The sequence below is a fragment of the Sporosarcina newyorkensis genome, assembly GCF_900167515.1.
Taxonomy (GTDB): Bacteria; Bacillota; Bacilli; order Bacillales_A; family Planococcaceae; genus Sporosarcina; species Sporosarcina newyorkensis.
The window spans coordinates 23,014-42,418 of sequence record NZ_FUYJ01000005.1 but is presented as its reverse complement, the minus strand read 5'-3'; the positions used below and the strand labels follow the sequence as shown (position 1 = coordinate 42,418).

Below are 19,405 nucleotides of genomic sequence, written 5' to 3'. Positions count from 1 at the left end.
TTTTCAACAAGACAACTATCTACAGAGTAAAGGAGAGTGGATGAAAATGACACTAATCATTCTTGACGCTGGACATGGGCCAAACACGCCAGGAAAGAGGTCCCCTGATGGAAAGCTGCGTGAGTTCCAGTTTAATTCGGCGGTTGCTGCACTTGTTGGAGATCGTTTAAGCCGGGAAGGTATCAAAGTTCGATACGTGCATGAGGCTTCACGTGATGTGCCCTTAAACGAACGGACGGCGCTTGCCAATCGATTACGGGCAGATGCGTATGTATCAATCCACGCAAATGCGCATGGTAATGGATGGAGCGAAGCACACGGGATTGAGACGTATATTTATCCACAGGCAAGCAAAAGTTCCTCCGTACTGGCGTCGCTAGTCCAAAAGAACATAATCACCGCCTGTCAACGAACCGATCGCGGTGTAAAGAAGGCGAACTTCGCTGTCTTACGAGATACTCAGATGCCAGCCATCCTGGTAGAATGCGGCTTCATGTCGAATCGCACAGAGGCTCTGTTGCTGCAGAGCAAAGCGTATCAACTGCAATGCGCAAGAGCGATTACGTTTGGGATTCTTTGTTGGGTTTATACCAAATAAAAAAGCCCCTGTCCAATCACTTATTTTGTGATTGGGCAGGGGTTAAAGCTAAAATTAGAGAATTGGTGATTAATAATGGCATCGTTGCTCTACGTTCTAGTCGGACGCTTTCTTACCTCTAGTCAAAGGTTTTGTTAGAATAAAAGATAAGTATTATGATTTACTATCCGAATAGGCGTGTGAAACCACAGCTAGTGAGCACTCCGGGATTTCCGCTCCAGACGGTACGCTTTCCGGGGGGCGTGGCCTTGAGCCTCCTCGTTCGCTTCGCTTCCTGCGGGGTCTCAAGACGCACGCTGATCCCCCAGGAGTCGACCGTCTTCCGCTCCAATCGCTAATTAGAGTGTAAAGTCATATGGCAAATTCCTTGTAATTTTTATAAATCTAGAAAGTGCTCCCACAGTCAGAGTACAAAACCGGCACTTTTCATTGACTTTGTTAAAGGGCAGAAGTGATTTTAACATCAACAAGCTCACAGGCAATGCTCCATGCCATTTAGCATTTGAACTATTATCACTATTGTTGGAGAACAAAACATTGCCACTTGAAAATTACGATGAACTACACTTTAAAGTTACCGTCACAAAGTAGGGATTCGAGCGAAAGACGGTCGAAATGCAAAAATGTGCTGCCAACGCTTCGCTTATGCTCGCAAAAGCCTTACTTCGTGACGGCTTTTCCTGTGGGATTTAGCGCGAATGATGAGACCCTGGACTGAGCGTAGCGAAGGAAGCGGCTCATCCGCGCCCCGCGGAAAGCGTCCGCCTGGAACGTAGATCAACGTTGCCCTTCCCCCCCCTATTCTTGTTTCTTCAGCTCAAACACCCGCCCTATCACAAGATAAGTGACAGGGCGGGTGTTTTCATTTTCAAATATGTTTACAGTTCGATGGAGTTATAGTGAACTAAGACAGATCCAGTTCTGGATTCGCCGTTAACTTGTAAAGAGGCTTTCGTTTCATCGTCGCCGGCTTTGCTGAAACGAATCGTGCGGTGCAGGAATTGCTCTTGCTCTTCCACTCGCGAAACGTCTTTTAGCTGCAAATCCAGTTTTCCCATATTCGACGTAATTTCTCCCCTTAGACCTAGAGTAGAAGGAATATAAAGCTCCACTGTTCCGCTGATGGACTTCGCATCGAGACGTGTAGCTTCCGTTGAAGTCGTTGTCAGACTTACGTTGCCGTTCAATGACTTAGCATCTATGTCTATCAATTCTCCATCCACATACACACGGCCGTTCAATGTTTCGGCTTCGAGTTTATTGCCTCGCACCTTCAACAGACGGACCATTCCATTAGCGGTTTCCAATTCCGCTTCGTCAAATCGAATATGCGCACATTCGATTTTGCCATTGGCAGTTTTGATGCGCAGATTATCAAAATCTACTTTCTCCACTGTACAACCGCCATTCAAAAGACGGACGGAAAGTTTACGGTAAGGCTGCTGGCTAGGCACGTATAATTGGACATTCACTTGCACCATCTTCAAATCACTGCCGATTCGGAGTTTATTGCCGTCTTTCACAAACAACAGTTTATCAAGGAACTGTGCGCGCGCTTCCGTCTCTGAGTCGTGGTTGAAATGCTTAACAGAGAACTTCGCAGTGATTTCATCACCATCAGACGGAAGGACTTCCACTTTTCCGTGATCTATATGGATAATGATTTCCTCTACATCTTCTGCTGTTTTGTTTTCAGTATGGGTAAAAGAGACGGACTTGCCAAATGGCGCTTCAAAATCGAATGTTTTCACTCTTTGGACAGCCGTATCCATAAATTGCATGAAACGATCTCCCGCCGTCATGAATTCTTTGCGAATATCTTCAAAAAAGTCATCCGCTGAAGATTCATCTGTCGTGTCTTGCGGATTCGTCGATTCTTTCTTTTTCTGTTGCTCATCAAACCAACGGTGATCCTGTTCAGTATGGAGATCGGAATGTTGCGCAGTGGACGGCTTTTCGTCTTGCACGGTGGATTCCGTTTGTTTCCCAAGTGCTTCCAACAATTTCAACGCTTCGTCTGCTGTGATTTTGCCTTCTTCCAGCAAAGTTAATATTCGTCTGCGTTCGTTTTGCATCTCTAGACTCCTCCTTGTTTTGAACATGCTTTTCATTTCCTATCTATTTATACGGCTGCGCTTCATAAAAGTTTCATTAGGAAGTTATTTCCCTGTTTTTCCGATTAGCTCTTTCATACGATTTCGGTCACGTTCCAAGATTGAACGCAAATACTTTCCAGTGTATGATGCCTCAACTTCTGCTACTTCTTCCGGTGTTCCTGTTGCGACAATTTCTCCACCTTTGTCTCCGCCTTCCGGGCCGATATCGATAATATAATCGACGGTTTTGATAACGTCCAGATTATGTTCAATAACGAGTACCGTATTACCGCTCTCAACCAAGCGCTGAAGAACGTCTAGCAATTTCGCAATGTCATGAACGTGCAAGCCAGTCGTTGGTTCATCTAAAATATAAAAAGATTTTCCATTCGATCGCTTGTGCAGTTCGGAAGCTAATTTAACACGTTGAGCTTCCCCACCCGACAATGTGGTTGCGGGCTGACCCAGCTGAATATAGCCGAGACCAACGTCTACAATCGTCTGCAGCTTCCGGTGGATTTTCGGTATATTCTCAAAAAACATCATTCCATCTTCAACTGTCATCGCCAATACATCTGCGATATTCTTTCCTTTGTATGTCACTTCCAACGTCTCTCTATTATACCGTTTGCCGTGACACACTTCACACGGTACATAGACATCCGGCAAAAAGTGCATTTCGATTTTAATAATTCCATCTCCGCGACAAGCTTCACAACGACCGCCTTTGACATTGAAGCTGAATCGCCCTTTTTTATATCCGCGCACTTTCGCTTCATTGGTCATTGCAAAGACATCTCGTATATCATCGAATACTCCTGTATATGTTGCCGGATTGGACCGCGGAGTACGTCCGATCGGTGACTGATCAATATCAATGACCTTCTCGAGATGTTCAATTCCGCTGATTTCGTCAAATTTTCCCGGCTTTTGTTTTGAACGGTTCAATTTCTGAGCCAATGTCTTATGCAGGATTTCATTTACGAGCGTACTTTTACCTGAACCCGAGACACCCGTAACAGCGATGAACTGGCCTAAAGGGAACTCAACATCCAAATGTTTTAGATTGTTTTCAGCCGCTCCTTTAATGACAATACTGCGTTCATCCCTAGGTCTGCGCTTTATAGGCAGCGGAATAAATAATTCACCGCTTAGATATTTTCCAGTCAGTGATTTTTTGTTTTTCATGACTTTAGCAGGTGTCCCGGCTGCCACAATTTCTCCGCCTGCTACACCGGCTCCAGGACCGATATCGATTAAGTAATCGGCAGCCATCATCGTGTCCTCATCATGCTCGACAACGATTAATGTATTGCCGATATCTCGCATATTTTGCAAGGTGGAGATAAGCCGGTCATTATCCCTCTGATGCAAACCGATGGATGGCTCGTCCAAGATATAGAGGACACCTGTCAGACGGGAACCAATTTGAGTTGCGAGGCGAATCCGCTGTGCTTCACCACCGGATAATGTGCCTGCAGAGCGTGATAAGTTCAAATAATCCAAGCCAACGTTAATTAGAAAACCTAATCGCTCTTGGATCTCACGCAGAATCATATCGGCAATTTGTGCGTCTTTTTCTGATAGCTGAAGCTGGTTGAAAAAACTCACGGTATCTACAATAGAACGTTCCGTGATTAGACCGATATGCTGACCGTCAATCAATACAGCAAGCGATTCAGGCTTCAAGCGATAGCCGAGACAAGCAGGACATGGCCGCTCCGTCATATATTTTCCCATCTGCTCACGAATGTAATCGGACGACGTCTCATGATAACGCCGCTCAACATTGCGTAAGACTCCTTCAAAATAAATATTGCTGTCGCGGGTACTGCCGAATTCATTTGTATAACGGAAGTGGATTTTCTCTTTGTTAGAACCTTTCAAGAGTTTTTCCAGGTCTTCATCCGCCAGCTCACCGACCGGCACATCCATGGCAATACCATGATGCTTCGCAACGGTTTTCAGCAATTCCGGATAGTATTGTGAACTTGTCGGTTCCCAAGGAGCAATCGCATGCTCTTTCAACGTCAGTTCCTTATTGGGAATGATCAAGTCGGGGTCCACTTCCAGTTTCATGCCTAATCCATCACATTCTGGACAAGCACCAAATGGACTGTTGAATGAAAACATACGCGGCTCCAGCTCACCAATGGAAAAACCGCAAATCGGACACGCGTGATGCTCACTAAAAAACAACTCTTCTTCGCCAATTACATCTACGATGACATTTCCGTCAGCAAGACGTAATGCCGATTCCAGCGAGTCACTAAGACGTGTTTCAATGCCCTCTTTTATGACAATTCGGTCAATGACAATTTCAATCGTATGTTTTTTGTTTTTATTTAATTCGATATTATCATCTAGATCCATGGTTTCTCCGTTGACCCGCACTCGGACATACCCTTGTTTTTTAATGTCTTCAATTAATTTCGCATGCGTTCCTTTTCGCTCCGAAACGATTGGAGCAAGGACTTGAATGCGCGTTCGTTCCGGCAGTACCATTATCCGATCGACCATTTGCTCAACGGTTTGCGTGGAAATTTCCGTGCCGTGCAATGGACAGACAGGCTTTCCTACCCTTGCATAGAGCAAACGTAAATAGTCGTAAATTTCAGTAACTGTACCGACCGTCGAACGAGGATTTCGGCTAGTCGTCTTTTGATCGATCGAAATAGCAGGAGACAGTCCCTCTATAGAATCGACGTCAGGTTTGTCCATTTGCCCTAGGAATTGCCGGGCGTATGCAGACAAGGATTCCACATAACGCCGCTGCCCTTCTGCGTAGATAGTATCAAAAGCAAGCGAAGACTTACCGGAACCCGATAATCCAGTAATGACTACTAACTGATCACGAGGGATTTTAACGGTAATATCTTTTAAATTATGCGCTCTTGCACCTTGGATCACTAATTCTTTATTTTTCATCCAGCCTCTACCTTTCTGCCTTCAGTTCTATAATACTGTCCCGTAACTCGGCTGCTCTTTCGAAGTCCAAAGCCTTTGCTGCGTCCTTCATCTCTTTTTCCAATTTTACGAGCAGCAAGCCTCTTTCTTCCTTCGACAGTTTCTTGCCTTCTATTCTGCGCTGTAAGTAAGATTCCGTTTCTTCCGCCACTTGGGTCGCACGGATTACTTCGCGTATCGGCTTTATAATTGTTTGCGGTGTAATGCCATGTTCTTTATTGTACGCAAGCTGTATTTCCCGGCGTCGTTCTGTTTCCCCAATCGCTTTTTCCATTGAGTCTGTCATTTTGTCTGCATACATAATTACGCGTCCTTCAGAGTTCCGCGCCGCTCGCCCAATCGTCTGGATTAGAGCACGTTCAGAGCGCAGGAATCCTTCTTTGTCAGCATCCAAAATAGCCACTAACGAAACTTCCGGTATGTCGATCCCTTCCCGCAGCAAGTTGATACCAATCAGTACATCGTATGTGCCAAGACGCAATTCCCGTATGATTTCAGTACGTTCAAGCGTCTTCACTTCCGAATGAAGGTACTGCACCTTTATACCGATATCCTTCAAGTAATCCGTCAGATCCTCCGACATTTTCTTCGTCAGTGTCGTAATCAATACGCGTTCATCACGTTCAATACGCAACTGAATTTCATCCAATAAATCATCGATCTGCCCCTCAATCGGACGTACTTCGATGATCGGATCAAGCAGACCCGTCGGACGGATGATCTGCTCGATCATCTTATCCGTATGCTCAATTTCATAAGGACCCGGCGTAGCGGAAATATACATCGCCTGACTGATATGCTTCTCAAATTCCTCGAACATCAATGGACGATTATCAAGAGCGGATGGTAAACGGAAACCGTGTTCTACCAATACCTTCTTACGAGCTTGGTCGCCATTGTACATGCCTCGAATTTGCGGCAGCGACACGTGGCTTTCATCGACTACTATCAAGAAATCATCAGGAAAATAATCGAGAAGCGTATACGGTGTCGCTCCCGCTTCTCGTAACGTCAGATGTCTTGAGTAGTTTTCGATACCCGAACAAAAACCCATTTCACGCATCATTTCCAAATCATAGCGTGTCCGTTGCTCCAGTCGCTGCGCTTCCAGCAATTTATCGTTCTCACGTAAATATTTGAGTTGTTGCTCCAATTCAATTTCTATATTTTCGATCGCCTTCAACAATTTCGCTTCCCGCGTTACGAAGTGGGAACCTGGGAAGATCGCTACATGATCCCGATCGCCAATCACTTCACCTGTCAAGGCATCTACTTCCCGAATGCGTTCAATTTCGTCCCCGAAGAATTCAAGACGAATACAGCGTTCGTCGCGTGAAACCGGAAATACTTCCACTACATCTCCTCTGACTCGGAATGTTCCGCGGGTAAAGTTGATGTCATTGCGCTCATATTGAATGTCTACCAGTTTGCGCAATAATTCATTGCGCGGAATTTCCATGTCTCTTCGCAGTGACAGAACCATCTCGTTATACTCTTCAGGAGAACCGAGACCGTAGATACAAGATACGGATGCGACAATCAGCACATCATTACGTTCAAATAAGGAACTGGTCGCAGAGTGCCGCAGTTTATCAATTTCATCATTGATAGAGGAATCTTTCTCAATATACGTATCCGTCTGCGGTACGTACGCTTCCGGCTGATAAAAGTCATAGAAGCTGACAAAATACTCGACAGCATTGTCAGGAAAAAACTCTTTAAATTCACTATATAATTGGCCAGCCAATGTTTTATTATGGGCAATGACCAGTGTTGGTTTATTGATTTCGGTTAGGACGTTGGATACGGTGAAAGTTTTCCCGGTCCCCGTTGCACCTAACAGCGTTTGATGCTTTTTGCCTTCTTTTATACCACCAACAAGGCTCGCGATCGCTGACGGCTGATCTCCTTGAGGTGTATATGGGGCTTGCAATTGAAATGTTTCGTTCAAAAGGTTCCACTCCTATTCTAAAACACCTAGTCCTTCTATTTTACCACAGCTACAGCTTTTTCTAAAGAAATAACGAACGTACGTTTTAAACTAACTATGTATGTATTTTATTGTACCCTTTAAGTCGTTAAAGAAACTCTTGTCGAGAAGGAATAACGAAGCAAATAAAACAGACGGACGCATCAAGGCGCCGCCTGATCGTTTCATTTTTTTGTGAATGCATGTTAGTTAAGCTGCACCTCTTCAGACTAGCCATATACTGCACATGAAATATACCTAAGAGGATGATTAATTATCTTCATACAAAAAGAGCTGTTCGAAAGGTCAGATGAAGATGACTTTCCGGACAGCTCTGTCTTATGTTATTTAGGCTGATATTCATATCCTTGTTCTTGAGTGAACTCTTGGAGTTGTTGTGTATACATTTCAAATGCTTCTTCATCGCGACGATCCAACGCGTCATCGATCAGGTTCATAATGCGGGCTTGCGTTTGTTCCCAGTGAATGTGTTGCAGAAACAGATCCCAATAAATTTCATTCAGCAGCTTTTCCGCCTGGAGAGAAGTGCTGTTGTTCCCTACGGCTTTTAAAAATTCAGCATATGAGTTGTTATTGTTCATCTCTCTCACCCCTGATACCTTTTAGTAATTATATATGCAAATAAACCAGAATTGCAACCACATTATGAACTATTCGAACTTTTGAATGATTTCTATATAGTCAGTTAACAATTTACTAGGTATATATATTCAGATAATTCAACTCTATGAAGGTGACTTATAACGAAGCTACTAGACCGACAATTCGACTGCACCATTTTTGAATGGCGAATTCACAGCTGACATTTATTTTTTTCTCGTCGCTCGACTGACAATGGGTTCGGGACAGAGTATGTGTTATGCGTTGTGCTTTGGCACCGCTTCGCCGCTGGGGGATTGCCTCCCGCCAAGAGCCAACTAGCAAAGAACGCTAGCTGTCTCATGGCTACGGCCGACCCCGCAGTTGCGGCTTCGCTAGAATCGTCAAAATAATGAGTGTAGTGTTTAAAATTGAGATAGCCTCAGAATCCGGCTTCTTAGTCGGAGGACAATATACAATCAGATACCCAGTGCTTTCGCTTACTAAACGCAGGCGCCTTACAAGCGGTAGGCGGAGCGATGAGACAGACAGGCGATCTTCCTGACTGGCTCATTGCGGGAGCCATCCGCAAGCGCCGAAGTGTTTTCAGTGACCATACTCCCGCCACACACACTGTGCCTTGCACCTTTTCTAACCCAGCAGCATAAACTAAATTTCTACTTCCTGCTCTTTCGTCAAACGAATAGTAGCCTCACCGATTATAACTGCAACTACTGCAATAAGGACCGGAATCAGACTTAATCCGTACAATGGCAACGCTGCCAACAGGAGAAGGATGGCTTGCAGCATGATTAACTTTCTTACAAGCGCGCGAACAGCCTTACTCTGGGACCTTTCCTCTTCTTCCGGGAAAAGCTGATCCATCGTAAACTCAACTCCGCCTTCAAGCGCCAAGATTAGTTGTACCGCTGTCGCGAATGCTAATGCACCGACGAAGATGAAAGAGACGATAGGTATAGGAATCAGAAATGCACCAAGCGCCGACAATACAGTCAGCCTGAGCCATAGCCAGAATGTGTCGTCGGTCCGGATGAACGTGCGCCCGACAAGATAAGCTTGTACATCTCGGCGCTCGAATGTCGCACTTTTCATTGCGAACTTTAGCCAGTTCCGTTTACTAACGGAACCGACTAGATGCGGTACTTCCGTGAAGTAATTGGCAAATCGATAAAAACGCATCATTCGATTTTGTTCCAACTCTATGAACTGCTCATAGGGAAAAGGCTTTTGAACAGCTTGTTTTTCCCACCACTTCGTATAGAGGATCGCTACTAAGATGCCTGCGATGAACGCAATGGGACTCCAAGTCAATCCGAAATAAATCGCCAAAAACGCCAACACGAAACGAATCATACGATCTGGCCAGACAAATTCATTGTTGGCAATTCGAACATTGTATTCTGTACCAACAAATAGCCCTTTCAATGCAATAATCAATAACACAGCTAGTATATAGTCAATGCCTGTCCCTACTTCCGTAGCTTTTAATAAAGGAAGAGACACGACCACAGCAATGAGCGGCAAGGGTAACTGCGAAAATGTAGACCATGACAGTGAGCGTTTCATGTAACCTGGCAATTGATGTTCTAACGGCAAGAAATAGACGATATCAGCAGGCTTCAGCAATGTCGTGGGTGCAGATTTCATTAAGATCAATGCGATAATGAAGGATACGATCAATGCAGATGGAAAACTGACCGGCACTTCTTTCAACCATTCGCTGTAGGCATATCCGCCCGCTCCGATTGCAAACATGAAGACGATTGCAAGGTGTCCGGTGAATACATAGCGCATATATTTCTGCAATTCATTGACATAATGAAAGAATCGCTGTCCCCAAATATCATGCATGCTGTTCATAATCAGATTCCTCGGTCATCGCAATATATAAATCATCCAACGTTGCATTGGGGCGCCCGAACGCTTTACGCAAATCGTCCATTGTACCGTTCGCCCGGACTCGGCCTTCATGGAGCAAGATGATTCGGTCGCAATATTTTTCCGCTGTCGCAAGGACATGTGTGGACATCAAAATGGATGCACCCGCTTTTTTGCGCTCAATAATTTGATCCAGCAACGCTCGAATCGCCAGCGGGTCTAAACCGACAAATGGCTCATCGATGATATATAGTTTTGGCTCCACTAAGAAGGCACACATGATCATGACCTTTTGCCGCATACCTTTAGAAAAGTGGGCAGGAAACCATTTCAAACGTTTCTCCATTCGAAATTCCCTCAATAACTGTTCCGTACGTATTTCAAATTGTTGCTTGTCCAATCCATACGCCATCGCAGTCAGCTCAAGATGCTCCTGTAAAGTGAGCTCTTCGTATAGAACCGGCGTTTCGGGAATATAGCTGAATGACTGCCGATAATGTGCTTTATCGCTAAATGTTGCTCCGTCAATTTTGATTTGACCTTGTAGAGGATTCATCACACCGATAATATGTTTGATTGTTGTACTTTTGCCCGCGCCGTTCAGACCGATCAAACCAACCAATTCCCCTTCTTCTATCTGGAATGAAAGGTCGTGCAAAACCGGCTTGCGCGTGTAACCGCCTGTTACGTGTTCTAGTTCTAGAATTGCCATTATAGTTCCTCCAATCTTCATTTTCATTTTAGCAAAGAAAATATAAAATTGCTCTGTCTGCCTTCGTTAACTATCAGAAAATATGCTACAATACATCCAAACATGAAAGGAAGTGTAGAAATGACCTCATGTATTTTCTGCAAAATTGTTGAAGGCTCCATCCCGGGTGAAAAAGTTTATGAAGATGAGCATGTCATCGCGTTTATGGATATCATGCCCGTCACTAAAGGTCATGTGCTTCTCATACCTAAAACACACCGTGAAAACTTGTATGAATTGACAGAAGAAGAGGCTTCCAACCTATTTAAAGTCGCTCCTAAAATCGCAAACGCATTGAAAGAAGAATTTCAGCCTGTCGGGTTGAATCTGTTACAGAATAACGGTTCTTTTGCCGGGCAATCTGTATTTCATTTTCATATGCATTTTATTCCTCGCTATGATAAATCGGATGGTTTCCAACCTGAATTCAATTCGAAAGTGGAACAATTCCCAATGGAAGTCGTTTCTGAGTTAGCAAATAATATTAAATTGAGATTACAAGCATAAGATGTTTTGATGAAAGCTTTTCCTTAGGAAAGCTTTCTCCTGCATAATAAATGTACGATCTTTTCTTGCCCATCCGTGGCTTGCATGCTTTAATAAAATAATAACCTTCAAAAGGAGTGTTTTCTACATGAAAGCGTCTACATTCTTTATCGGCTTAGCGGCAGGTGCTGTCACTTCCGCCATTACAGTACTATACTCAACTCCAAAACCTGGCAGCGAGTTGCGATCCAGTGTAAAAACAGCTTCGCTAGAGATGAAAGATAAGTTGAAAGATGTCAGAGGTAAAGTAGCGGATCTAAAGGATTCTGTCACAGATTTGACAAAGGAAACAAAAGAACTGGTTCCAGAAACTGTAGAGGAAATGAAAGACTCCGTAGCCGACTGGAAGCGTTCAACTGAACACAATAAAAAGCGTTTGGAAAAAGAGATCTCTGCAATCCAAATTGCTTTAGAGGACCTTGAAAAGTCCATTAGCAATCGTTAATTTGGCTGGATAAATCGCCTCTGTGTATCAGTTCAACCACCTGGCTGATCAAAGTGTAAGGAGAGGCTGCAGAATATCGTCGTGAATGTCGACCATATTCTGTAGGCACTTACACCTAGCATTAGTTATTTTATTATTCCGTCTTTTTTATTTGTTGCTTTTTTGCTATAATAAATAAAAAGACTGACAAGAAAGCAGGTGCCCCGATGGCAGAGCAGAATATTACACGTAAAGATGCCATGATCTTCAATCAGCGCGTCGCCCAAATGTCCAAAGCATTATGGAAGGCTGTTGAAAAAGACTGGCAGCAATGGATCAAACCTTATGATCTAAATATTAATGAGCACCATATTTTATGGATTGCCTATCATCTAGAAGGCGCCACAATTTCCGATATCGCTAAATTTGGTGTGATGCATGTTTCTACCGCGTTCAACTTCTCTAAAAAACTAGAACAGCGAGAACTCCTCTACTTCTCCAAAAAAAATGACGATCGACGCAATACATATGTGACTGTAACGGAAGAAGGAAAGGACCTGCTGATTAAAATGAACGCCAATTACCATAATGAAGATTACAGTATCCTCCAAGGTTCCTTGCCGATAAGAGATATTTATGGAAAATTCCCAGAGTTCTTAGAGGTAATGTCCGTTCTTCGCAATATTTACGGGGATGATTTCATGGATATTTTCGAACGCGGTTTTCAGAATATCGAGAAGACTTATGAAGATCAAGAAGATTATCTTCAGAAAACAGAAGTGGAAACATAAGAACCACCGTTAATCAATTCGGTTTTTTTCTTTTACTCGCATACTCTGATATGATAATATAGACGCATAATGAGGAGGTTTAAAATGGTTCTCACAATTACCATTCTATTTTCACTGTTCTACTTATTTCAAATTAATAAAATGACATTTGCTCTTTGCCAATCTAGAGAGATTCCAGAAGAGAAGCAGCCGAAAATCTATCGGACTGTTAATATTCTCATCACAATCCTTATCTTGTCTTTATATGTGGAAGTTTTCTTTCACGCTTAAAATGATTATGTATGCCCGCCCCGCTCACGGGGCAGGGCTTTTTTTAATACAAGTACGCTGCACCAACAATAATCAACAAGATGAACAAAACAACAATTAAAGCAAAGCCGGATGTACCTGCCCCGCCGTGATTATAACCGCTCATGAAGGCACCCCCTTTCACACTGTATCTTATGCGAAAGTGGAAAAAAGCGGTTGGGCGTTGTAAAAAGAAGGAACCTTTTTGTTTTTCAAACGTTTTATGCTATAGTGATATCTTGAAATGACATTTAGATTAGGGGAGTTATTTGATGAAAAAGAAAATTTTAGCTTTTACACTTGCAGCATCCGTTGCAGCATTGTCTGCATGTTCAGGCAATGGGGATAGCGAAGTCGTCATGACATCTAAAGCAGGAGATGTGACGAAAGAAGAATTCTATAAAGAGATGAAAGATTCCGTTGGTGAACAAGCATTGCAGATGATTGTTCTCGAAAAAGTTCTTGAAGATAAGTATAAAGTCGATGAGAAAAAAGTTGACGAAGAGTTCGACAAGAATAAAGAACAGCTTGGCGATAACTTCGAAGCCTTCTTGGCACAACAAGGACAAACACCTGATAGCTTCAAGAAAATGATTCGCCTGAATATGTTACAAGAGGCTGCATTGACTGATGGAATTGAAGTATCTGATGAAGAACTGAATAAGCGCATCGAGGAGTCTCAATCCGAGATCAACGCTCGCCATATTCTTGTGGAAGACGAAGAAACAGCTAAAGAAGTAAAAGAAAAACTGGACAAAGGTGAGGACTTTGCGAAAGTCGCAAAAGAATACTCTACAGATCCAGGTTCTAAAGAAGAAGGCGGAAATCTAGACTGGTTCGGTTACGGAGTTATGGTTCCTGAATTCTGGAATGCAGCTTACGACCTTGAACCAGGTACAATCAGTGAACCTGTTCAATCTGAACACGGCTTCCACATTATCGAAGTAAAAGAAAAGCGTAAAAAAGAAGATGAGAAGATCACTGATGAAAAGAAAGATGAAATTCGTCAGGAACTTTTGATGGAAAAAGCAGATGAGAATGAATTGTTAACAAAAGTATCCGATTTGGTGAAAGCGGCTGACGTTAAAATTAAAGACAGCGATCTAAAATCTGCACTCGATTTGTTCAAGATGGAAGAACAACCAGCAGATTCTGAAGAAACTCCTGACGTCGAAGAAGAACAAAAAGATTCAAAAGACGCAGAAGCTGAAGGAAAAGAAGAAAGTAAATAAGATGATAAAAACTCCCATGATATTATTATCACGGGAGTTTTCTTTAATCTATTTACCGGATTACTCAAATGTCGGCTTATAAAACGATCGATTGTCGAGCGGGAATACACGCTCAGAAAATTCACCTGGGTTTGTTTTGGACATGACGCGATTCAACATATTCATCTTCGCATCAATATTATCAATATAATGCAGGATTTCAGCTTCCTTCAGCATAGGCCGCTTCGGGCTGCCCCATTCTTCTTTGCCGTGATGAGACAATACCATATGCTGCAGCAGCATGATCTCTTCACCATCGATCTCGAGTTCCTCAGCCGCCTTCGAAATTTCATTCACCATGATGGTAATATGGCCGAGAAGATTTCCTTCGATCGTATATTGTGTACCGATTGGGCCGGAAAGCTCAATAACTTTTCCGATATCGTGCAAAATAATTCCCGCATACAATAAATCTTTATTCAGTGTTGGATACAGCTCTGCAATCGCCTTACCGAGCTTTAGCATGGACACAACGTGATCCAACAGACCAGTTACATAGTCATGATGGTTTCTTGTCGCAGCAGGATACAACATAAAATCCGCTTGGTGTTTTTTCAATAAATGACGAGTGACGCGCTGGATATCTGGATTTTTCATCTCAAAGAAATATTGCATTAACTCTTCAAAGAGCACTTCTTTGCTTTTTTCAGCAGATGGGACCAGATCCGCGATCGTAACGCCTTCTTCTTCCTTCATCGGACGAATCGCTTTAATACGTAATTGGTTTTTGCCACGATATTCATGGATTTCGCCGCCTACTTTGACGATGGTCGCTGCCTGATACAACTGTGCCTGTTCTTCACCAGTATCCCATAGTTTTGCTTCGAGATCTCCGCTTTTATCTTGCAGAATCAGTGTCATGAATGGGCTTCCTTGTTGGGTGATGCCTTTTGTAGCCTGTTTAATCAAGAGAAATAGATCAACAGGCTCTCCTACTTGATGTTCCAATAATTTTTTCATAACTGGATCTCTCCTTTTACCCTTGTTCCAATCTCGACTTTATGTACGTCACTCGTCCATTTCAATTTCATTTCTTCATGGCAGGTGAAATATAAAAATTGATGAGATGGTTGCAACTCTTTAATAATTTCTATCATACGCGAAAGTCTCTCATTATCAAAGTGAACAAATGGATCATCCATAATAATAGGAAATGGTGCACGATCCGACAGAGCGGAAGCTAATGCGAGCCGCAATGAAAGATAAGCCTGCTCTTTTGTCGCTTGACTCAGTTCATTGATCATAAATTTCTGACCGTTCTGCGCCGCAGCTTGGAAATATCCTTCTGAAGTTAAACCAAGTGTGCGATATCGATATGCAGTTAAACGGCTAAACCATTCATTTGCCAGTTCCAAAACAGCCGGCAATTGATGTTCTTTCCACTCACTCATCGTTTGCCTGATGGCTTCCGTTACTGCTTTTCGAACCGTCCATTGTTTTGCCAATTCCTCGAGTTCCGCTTTTCTTACTTCGAACACTTGCTGGAGCTCGCTGAAAGTCTTACTCGTTCCCATCTGTGCAAGCTCATGATCTACTTTCACTTGCTCATCCACCAGCTCGGTCACTTCTTTACGGATAACTTGCAGACGGTGCGCTGTCTGTTCACGGCTTCGTTCGAGCTCAGGTAACGTCCAGTCGACTTTCAGAGGTTCTTTTGTATACATCGAGAGTTGTGAATTAATCTCCGCTAGTTGGCGCTTCAGTAATTGCGCATTTTGATCATTTTGATAAGCAGTATAAAATTGCTCTTTCTCTGACACAGCCGTCCGGTCGAACAACTCCTGGATTTCTTGTTGTACTGCCTTCAAAAGTGCATTCGTTTCCTGCAACTGACCATCAAGATCTTCAAGGGTTTGCTGTTGGTTGTAGTACTTTCCAAGCAGTTCCTTCTGATCCATCAGTTCTTGGCGCAAATGTTCATACAATGCACTTTCCGCTACAGGTCCAATCAAAGATTCGACCTCGTCCATTTGGTTTTGCAGTTGTTGTTTTCCTGCCTCCAAACGTTGCTGCCATGTGTGTTGCTCTGCTAACGTGTCCTGCAGCTCACGCAACAAACGGAAGCTCTCTTGGATGTTGAATGTCAGATCGATCGGATCATCTTGTACGGCTTTTTTCAACGCACCGATTGCTTGCTGCTTTTGCCGATGTGATTGCTCCATCTCAGTAGCTAGTTTCTGTAATTTACGGTCCAGCCTTTCAATCTCTGTATATACTTGCTGTTGGGTTCGCTGCTGTGTTTCAAAGCGCTCCTCCAGGCTCTCCATCTCAGCGGCCAATGATTCATGTTCTTGAATAAAAGTTCGTTGTTCTTCCAATGTAGCTGGTTGCTTTTTCCTTAGAAACATTCCGACAGCCAAACTGATCACGCCTAAAATCGCGATGAACCACTGCTGTTGCCATATACCATATACTCCAATAATGAGACCAATGACGAGTAAGAATAATGGAACCAGGCGCTCCGATGATTGCTGATGATTTGCAACAGACAGCATAAGTTTCGCTTCTGAAAGTTGCCGTTTCAACTCAGGCCATTTCGCCAGCTTCTTCATTTCCTGTTCTGTGACAGCTTGTCTTTCAAGCTGTTCTTTCCGCTGCTCTGCTTCCTGGCGCTCACTTTCCGCTTCTGCAAGCATACGATTCAGTGTTGTCAATTGTTGCTCCGCCTCAGCCTGTTCCTGCACTAGCGGTTCTAATTGACGCTCTCTCTGAATTGAAATATTCATCTGTTCGATAGCTGATAACTGAGTCTCTGTCAGAGCAAGACGATGTGTCAGCTGATTTTTTTTCGTCGCGAGCAATCGGATTTCCTGTTCAGCAGAGAGCGTGTCCGTTCGCAAGCGATGCCATTCTGCTTCTTGAGCTACCCAACGTTCCAACTGCTGTCGTTCACTTTCTGGTCGCAACCCGACTAGTTCAGTTTGCCATTGTTGCTGTTCTTTTTCTAAACGAGCCTTTTTTATTTCCAATTCCGCCTGTTTGCTGGCCAGCTCTTCGTACCTTCGAATGCCGTCGGCCGGGAAGTCCCGGCTTGAATACTCGGCCAATTGCTCTAAAAGTTGTTGCTGTCGTTGTTGCAGCGGGACGATCTGCATCGCGATCATCTGTTCATCCGCTTGTACATGCAGCTGCTGTTCTTCCAGTCGCAAGGCTTTCACTTGCTCTGTCAATTGGTGTTGCCGTTGCGTTAACGGTTCGTAGGCTGCAAGTTTCTGCTGTTCGTTTTGGATTGCGTGTACAAGTTCTTTTATTTCCGCTAGTTTTTGATTCATTAGCGGCAGTTTTCCGGACTTCTTAAATAAGCCGGCTGTTTCTTTTTCTAATTTCTTTTCCAATTTCCACAGCGTGTCGAGACCTGTAGTGCCAGATGCCAGCAAGGTGCGGCTCAGTTCATCTTCGTCCATCTTGTCTAGACCTTGCAGCTGAAACAGCGAGAAAGAAAAGATCGCTTCAAACGCCTGGCGGTCATAGCCTCTCAATAAATGTTTCAGCTCTTCTTCCCCTGCCGTCCGTCCATCTTCAAACTGTATTCTGACGTCACCCGAGGACTTACCTCGCACTCGTTCAATCATCCAATTGCCAAATTCTGCGTCCGTTACATAAAGACAACCGCCATACCTTCCGCCTGTTTTCGGTTCATAGCGAAGTTCTTGCTGATTCTTTTGCGGGAATCCGAATAAAATATGAAGAATCGCTTGCTGAATCGTCGTCTTGCCCGCTTCATTCGGACCATATAGAAGATTCATGCCATTAGAAAATTTGATTTCTACATTCTCATGCTGACCAAACCCATATAGGACGATCTTTCGAATATTCATTTGATCATCCTTCCTTCAGCAATTCATTTGCCAATAAAGCAGCCGCTTGCTGTTTCAATTGTTCTATATCATGTGGTTCCAAACGTTCCAAATAACGCCCTGCCCGATGACTGTATACATCTTTCACAAGATTGTTCCAGTCGTCCTGCTCCCATTTTTCTATTGTTTGTTCTATAGGTTCCAGCAAAGCTTTCGGCAACTCCCTATTCGTAACCAAGGGCCATTCAATTGATGAAATCCACACAAACGGCTCCATACCGCTATATTGTTCCCTTAATACATCCAGCCATTCCGATTCAGTAGATGCCCCCTGCAGATCATCAGCCAGTCCCTCGACGTGCTCCATCACCAGTTCCACTACCACACTTCCTGACTCGGCAACCAGCCCGTCGATCGCTTCCTGACACTTCGTCAACCAAGCATCCGCAAATTCAATCCCTTCACACGAAATAGTCAATTCAGTAAAGACAATATCCGAAGTCTCAACAAACTTCAAAGATGCTTTTTCACTGGATAACGAAATATCGTAAAATCCTTTTATTCCTTGTTCTTTCCGATGCCGTCCCTGCAAATTTCCGGGATAAACGATGGGAGGATATTCCACTAACTGCTGACGCTTATGGATATGTCCCAGCGCCCAATAGTGATAGTTCTTTTCCTGCAATTCACGGATAGTGAACGGTGCATACACAGCATGCGCGGAATCACCCGCCACACTGCCATGCAGCAAACCAATATGAATACCTTCACCGTGCGCACTAGGATATTTCTCGATCATCGGTTCTCTCACATGCCGCTGAGGATAACTAAAGCCGTGCAAGAACACATCTTTCCCCTTTACAGTCATCTGCTTCTGTTCTACTTCTTCTGAAAATACCTGCACATTAGCCGGCAATGAGACTCTTGTCCAATTACCTGCCAAATGATCATGGTTTCCATACGTTACGAATACAGGAATCCCAACATCAAAAAGCCGTTGCATTCCTTGCTGAAAACGAATTTGCGCACGTAAGCCTCGGTCTTCTCCATCATATACATCGCCGACGATTAAGATAAAGTCTGGCTGTTCTTTCACTGCATAATCTATAAAGCGATCAAATGCCGTGAACGTCGATTGTTGCAATCTAAGCAATTCATCCGGCCCGGCGGCAGCCATGCCTTTAAAGGGGCTGTCCAAGTGCAGATCAGCTGTATGTAAAAATCGGATCGTCTCCATAAATGCACCTCTCCCACGAATACTCGTTCTCTATTTTACCATAAGCCATCTCCAACTGAAAAGAGCATGAAAAACAAGGACTGCCCCGAAAGTCATTTAAAAATGATTTCTTCTTCGGAACAGCCCTTGTTCTTTTTATTGTATCATGCGTTTGCCTGTGATCATTAACTG

General features: G+C 43.7%; 16 protein-coding genes. 6 read left to right on the top strand and 10 right to left on the bottom strand.

Annotated elements, in window-relative coordinates:
• Nucleotides 1-46 precede the first annotated feature (46 nt).
• On the top strand, nt 47-598 hold the full coding sequence (locus B5D59_RS10695) for an N-acetylmuramoyl-L-alanine amidase family protein (protein WP_342746528.1): 552 nt from the start codon (nt 47-49) through the stop codon (nt 596-598).
• An 878-nt stretch (nt 599-1,476) separates the two neighbouring features.
• On the opposite strand, the gene B5D59_RS10690 is transcribed toward B5D59_RS10695, so the two are convergent.
• The 6 genes from B5D59_RS10690 to B5D59_RS10665 form a co-directional block, all read right to left on the bottom strand.
• Complete coding sequence (locus B5D59_RS10690; protein WP_078817892.1) at nt 1,477-2,673, bottom strand: DUF4097 family beta strand repeat-containing protein; 1,197 nt, start codon at nt 2,671-2,673, stop codon at nt 1,477-1,479.
• Between the two features lie 84 nt (nt 2,674-2,757).
• On the bottom strand, nt 2,758-5,622 hold the full coding sequence (uvrA, locus tag B5D59_RS10685) for an excinuclease ABC subunit UvrA (RefSeq protein ID WP_078817891.1): 2,865 nt from the start codon (nt 5,620-5,622) through the stop codon (nt 2,758-2,760).
• A 7-nt stretch (nt 5,623-5,629) separates the two neighbouring features.
• Nucleotides 5,630-7,612 (bottom strand): excinuclease ABC subunit UvrB, encoded by a 1,983-nt coding sequence (gene uvrB, locus B5D59_RS10680; RefSeq protein ID WP_009498284.1) that lies wholly within the window; start codon nt 7,610-7,612, stop codon nt 5,630-5,632.
• Between the two features lie 362 nt (nt 7,613-7,974).
• Complete coding sequence (locus B5D59_RS10675) at nt 7,975-8,232, bottom strand: IDEAL domain-containing protein (RefSeq protein ID WP_009498285.1); 258 nt, start codon at nt 8,230-8,232, stop codon at nt 7,975-7,977.
• Nucleotides 8,233-8,899: 667 nt separating this feature from the next.
• The gene (locus B5D59_RS10670) at nt 8,900-10,111 is read right to left on the bottom strand and encodes an ABC transporter permease (RefSeq protein ID WP_078817890.1); all 1,212 of its coding nucleotides are present in this window, start codon (nt 10,109-10,111) and stop codon (nt 8,900-8,902) included.
• Entirely contained in the window at nt 10,095-10,841 is a 747-nt protein-coding gene (locus B5D59_RS10665; protein ID WP_078817889.1) for an ABC transporter ATP-binding protein, read from the bottom strand. Before B5D59_RS10665 ends, B5D59_RS10670 begins: the two co-directional genes overlap by 17 nt.
• A 120-nt stretch (nt 10,842-10,961) precedes the next feature.
• On the opposite strand from B5D59_RS10665, the gene B5D59_RS10660 reads away from it, so the two are divergent.
• The 4 genes from B5D59_RS10660 to B5D59_RS10645 all read left to right on the top strand — a co-directional run bounded on the left by B5D59_RS10660 (nt 10,962) and on the right by B5D59_RS10645 (nt 12,911).
• A complete protein-coding gene (locus B5D59_RS10660; protein WP_040759529.1) occupies nt 10,962-11,387 on the top strand; it encodes an HIT family protein in 426 nt (141 codons plus the stop codon).
• Between the two features lie 127 nt (nt 11,388-11,514).
• On the top strand, nt 11,515-11,871 hold the full coding sequence (locus B5D59_RS10655; RefSeq protein ID WP_009498289.1) for a YtxH domain-containing protein: 357 nt from the start codon (nt 11,515-11,517) through the stop codon (nt 11,869-11,871).
• 206 nt (nt 11,872-12,077) lie between these two features.
• Entirely contained in the window at nt 12,078-12,641 is a 564-nt protein-coding gene (locus B5D59_RS10650) for an HTH-type transcriptional regulator Hpr (RefSeq protein ID WP_009498290.1), read from the top strand.
• A gap of 84 nt (nt 12,642-12,725) precedes the next feature.
• Nucleotides 12,726-12,911, top strand: coding sequence for a hypothetical protein (locus B5D59_RS10645; RefSeq protein WP_040759532.1), 186 nt, complete (start codon nt 12,726-12,728; stop codon nt 12,909-12,911).
• Between the two features lie 43 nt (nt 12,912-12,954).
• Here B5D59_RS10645 and B5D59_RS10640 read toward each other — a convergent pair whose 3' ends face one another.
• Nucleotides 12,955-13,056, bottom strand: coding sequence for a YjcZ family sporulation protein (locus B5D59_RS10640; protein ID WP_139366000.1), 102 nt, complete (start codon nt 13,054-13,056; stop codon nt 12,955-12,957).
• Nucleotides 13,057-13,201: 145 nt separating this feature from the next.
• On the opposite strand from B5D59_RS10640, the gene B5D59_RS10635 reads away from it, so the two are divergent.
• Nucleotides 13,202-14,161, top strand: coding sequence for a peptidylprolyl isomerase (locus tag B5D59_RS10635; RefSeq protein WP_009498292.1), 960 nt, complete (start codon nt 13,202-13,204; stop codon nt 14,159-14,161).
• 60 nt (nt 14,162-14,221) lie between these two features.
• Here B5D59_RS10635 and yhaM read toward each other — a convergent pair whose 3' ends face one another.
• The 3 genes from yhaM to B5D59_RS10620 are packed head-to-tail and all read right to left on the bottom strand — an operon-like array spanning nt 14,222 to nt 19,234.
• Nucleotides 14,222-15,160 carry a 3'-5' exoribonuclease YhaM gene (gene yhaM, locus B5D59_RS10630; RefSeq protein WP_009498293.1) on the bottom strand — a complete coding sequence of 313 codons (939 nt, stop codon included), beginning with the start codon at nt 15,158-15,160 and terminating at the stop codon, nt 14,222-14,224.
• Nucleotides 15,157-18,018 (bottom strand): ATP-binding protein, encoded by a 2,862-nt coding sequence (locus tag B5D59_RS10625; protein ID WP_078817887.1) that lies wholly within the window; start codon nt 18,016-18,018, stop codon nt 15,157-15,159. The genes yhaM and B5D59_RS10625 overlap by 4 nt, the downstream gene beginning before the upstream one ends.
• Before the next feature lie 4 nt (nt 18,019-18,022).
• Entirely contained in the window at nt 18,023-19,234 is a 1,212-nt protein-coding gene (locus tag B5D59_RS10620) for a metallophosphoesterase family protein (protein ID WP_078817886.1), read from the bottom strand.
• Nucleotides 19,235-19,405 lie beyond the last annotated feature (171 nt).

Coding starts and splice junctions, on each gene's coding strand:
- B5D59_RS10695 (WP_342746528.1), top strand. CDS start 47: ATGACACTAATCATTCTTGACGCTGGACATGGGCCAAACACGCCAGGA.
- B5D59_RS10690 (WP_078817892.1), bottom strand. CDS start 2,673: ATGCAAAACGAACGCAGACGAATATTAACTTTGCTGGAAGAAGGCAAA.
- uvrA (WP_078817891.1), bottom strand. CDS start 5,622: ATGAAAAATAAAGAATTAGTGATCCAAGGTGCAAGAGCGCATAATTTA.
- B5D59_RS10675 (WP_009498285.1), bottom strand. CDS start 8,232: ATGAACAATAACAACTCATATGCTGAATTTTTAAAAGCCGTAGGGAAC.
- B5D59_RS10670 (WP_078817890.1), bottom strand. CDS start 10,111: ATGAACAGCATGCATGATATTTGGGGACAGCGATTCTTTCATTATGTC.
- B5D59_RS10665 (WP_078817889.1), bottom strand. CDS start 10,841: ATGGCAATTCTAGAACTAGAACACGTAACAGGCGGTTACACGCGCAAG.
- B5D59_RS10660 (WP_040759529.1), top strand. CDS start 10,962: ATGACCTCATGTATTTTCTGCAAAATTGTTGAAGGCTCCATCCCGGGT.
- B5D59_RS10655 (WP_009498289.1), top strand. CDS start 11,515: ATGAAAGCGTCTACATTCTTTATCGGCTTAGCGGCAGGTGCTGTCACT.
- B5D59_RS10650 (WP_009498290.1), top strand. CDS start 12,078: ATGGCAGAGCAGAATATTACACGTAAAGATGCCATGATCTTCAATCAG.
- B5D59_RS10645 (WP_040759532.1), top strand. CDS start 12,726: ATGGTTCTCACAATTACCATTCTATTTTCACTGTTCTACTTATTTCAA.
- B5D59_RS10640 (WP_139366000.1), bottom strand. CDS start 13,056: ATGAGCGGTTATAATCACGGCGGGGCAGGTACATCCGGCTTTGCTTTA.
- B5D59_RS10635 (WP_009498292.1), top strand. CDS start 13,202: ATGAAAAAGAAAATTTTAGCTTTTACACTTGCAGCATCCGTTGCAGCA.
- yhaM (WP_009498293.1), bottom strand. CDS start 15,160: ATGAAAAAATTATTGGAACATCAAGTAGGAGAGCCTGTTGATCTATTT.
- B5D59_RS10625 (WP_078817887.1), bottom strand. CDS start 18,018: ATGAATATTCGAAAGATCGTCCTATATGGGTTTGGTCAGCATGAGAAT.
- B5D59_RS10620 (WP_078817886.1), bottom strand. CDS start 19,234: ATGGAGACGATCCGATTTTTACATACAGCTGATCTGCACTTGGACAGC.